The sequence below is a fragment of the Streptomyces sp. CT34 genome, assembly GCF_000805335.1.
GTDB lineage: Bacteria > Actinomycetota > Actinomycetes > Streptomycetales > Streptomycetaceae > Streptomyces.
This window is the reverse complement of record NZ_KN708638.1, coordinates 2,927,874-2,929,684: the sequence shown is the minus strand read 5'-3', so window position 1 is coordinate 2,929,684 and position 1,811 is coordinate 2,927,874. Positions and strand designations below refer to the sequence as shown.

The 1,811-nt window shown below is 75.0% G+C and carries 1 protein-coding gene; it reads right to left on the bottom strand.

What is annotated here, in order from left to right:
• Positions 1–75: 75 nt before the first annotated feature.
• A partial coding sequence (locus RZ84_RS12820) for a glycoside hydrolase family 3 protein (protein WP_063772752.1) occupies positions 76–1,811 on the bottom strand: 1,736 nt, incomplete at its 5' end.

Below are 1,811 nucleotides of genomic sequence, written 5' to 3'. Positions count from 1 at the left end.
CCGCGACCGGCCACCGGCAGCCGGTCGCGGGGAGCCGGCGGTCGCGGGGGGCCGGCCGCAACGGCCCTGCCCGGCTCAGTACTTCAGCCCGTGGCCGATCGGGTACAGCACGGTCCGCGGCGCGTCCGCGCGCATGATCGCCACCGGCAGCCGGCCCACCGGATCCCGCCGGCCGGCGATCACCCGGGCCGCCGCCCGCAGCTCCACATCCGTCCACGCATAGCTCGCCAGCCCCGCCCTGACCCCGTCCAACTGCGCGATGTCGTAAGGATTGCGGACCGCCAGCTGCACCACCGGCTTCCCGGTGGCCAGCAGCGCGGCGACCAGATCCCGCTGCGGCGACGACGCGGTGACGTCGTACGTGGCCACCACCACCGCGTCCCGCTCCGCCAGCGCCGCCGTCGCCCGGTCGATCTGCGGCCGGGTCGGCGCCGTCCCGGTGGGCAGCGCGGTGGCCGTGAACCCGAGCCCGGTCAGTGCCTGTGCCAGGACCCTGGTGGGCGGGCCCCCGGTCCCGGTCGGCGCGGCCGGGTCCGCGCCCACCACCAGCAACCGGCCCGCCCGCCGCGGGGACAGCGGCAGCACCCCGCCGTCGTTGCGCAGCAGTGTGGTGGTGCGGTCCGCGATCCGGTCCGCGGTGGCCAGATGGCCGCGGGTCCCCACCACCCGGTCGACCGCCCGGTGAGTGGTGTACGGGTCGGCGAACAGCCCGCGGCGCTCCTTGAGCAGCAGGATCCGCAGCACCTTGGCGTCGATCTCCCGCCCGCTCAGCTCCCCGCCCGCCAGCGCCCGCAGGACGGCGCGGTACGCCAGCGGCAGATCCGGCGGGTTCAGCAGCTGGTCGGCCCCGGCCCGCAGCGCCAGCACCGGTACCCGGGCGTCCCCGTACTTCTCCCGTACGCCCTCCATGCCCAGCGAATCCGTCACCACCACCCCGTCGTAGCCGAGGCGTTCGCGCAGGATGCCGGTGAGGATCGGACGGGAGAGGGTGGCCGGGTCCCCGCTGGGGTCGAAGGCGGGCACGACGATGTGCGCCGTCATGATCGTGTCGATGCCGGCGGCGATCGCGGCCCGGAACGGCGGCGCGTCCAGCCGCTCCCACTCGTGCGCGGAGTGGTGGATGTACGGCAGCCCGACGTGGCTGTCGGTGTCCGTGTCGCCGTGCCCGGGGAAGTGCTTGGCGCAGGCCGCGACCCCCGCCGCCTGATAGCCGCGCACCTGCGCGGCGACCATACCGGACACCGCGTGCGGATCGGCACCGAAGGACCGTACGCCGATCACCGGGTTGGCCGGGTTCACATTGACGTCCGCGTCCGGCGCGTAGTCCTGCCGGATGCCCATCGCGCGCAGCTCCCGGCCGGAGATCCGCCCCACCGTACGGGCGTCCTGCCGGGACCCGGACGCGCCGAGCGCCATCGCCCCGGGGAACAGCGTCGCCGGCGCGCCGATCCGGGCCACCGCGCCGTGCTCCTGGTCCGTGGCGATCAGCACCGGTACGGGGACGCGCAGCGCGGCGGCGGCCTGCTGGATGCCGTTGGAGAGGTCGGCGATCTGGTGCGGGTCACGGATGTTGTGCGCCCAGCCGAAGTAGATGATGCCGCCGACCCGGTACCTGGCGATGAGTTCGGCGGCGTCCGAGACCCCGATCTCCTTGCGGTTGGCCGCCGCGTCGGCCGGGTCCGGGTCGGTCGCGGAGTGCCCGTACACCCGCATCACGAAGAGCTGCCCCACCTTCTCCTCGGGCGTCATACGGGAGACGATCCGGCGCAGCCGGTCCAGGGCGGCGGGGGACACCGGGCGGGTGAGAGAGG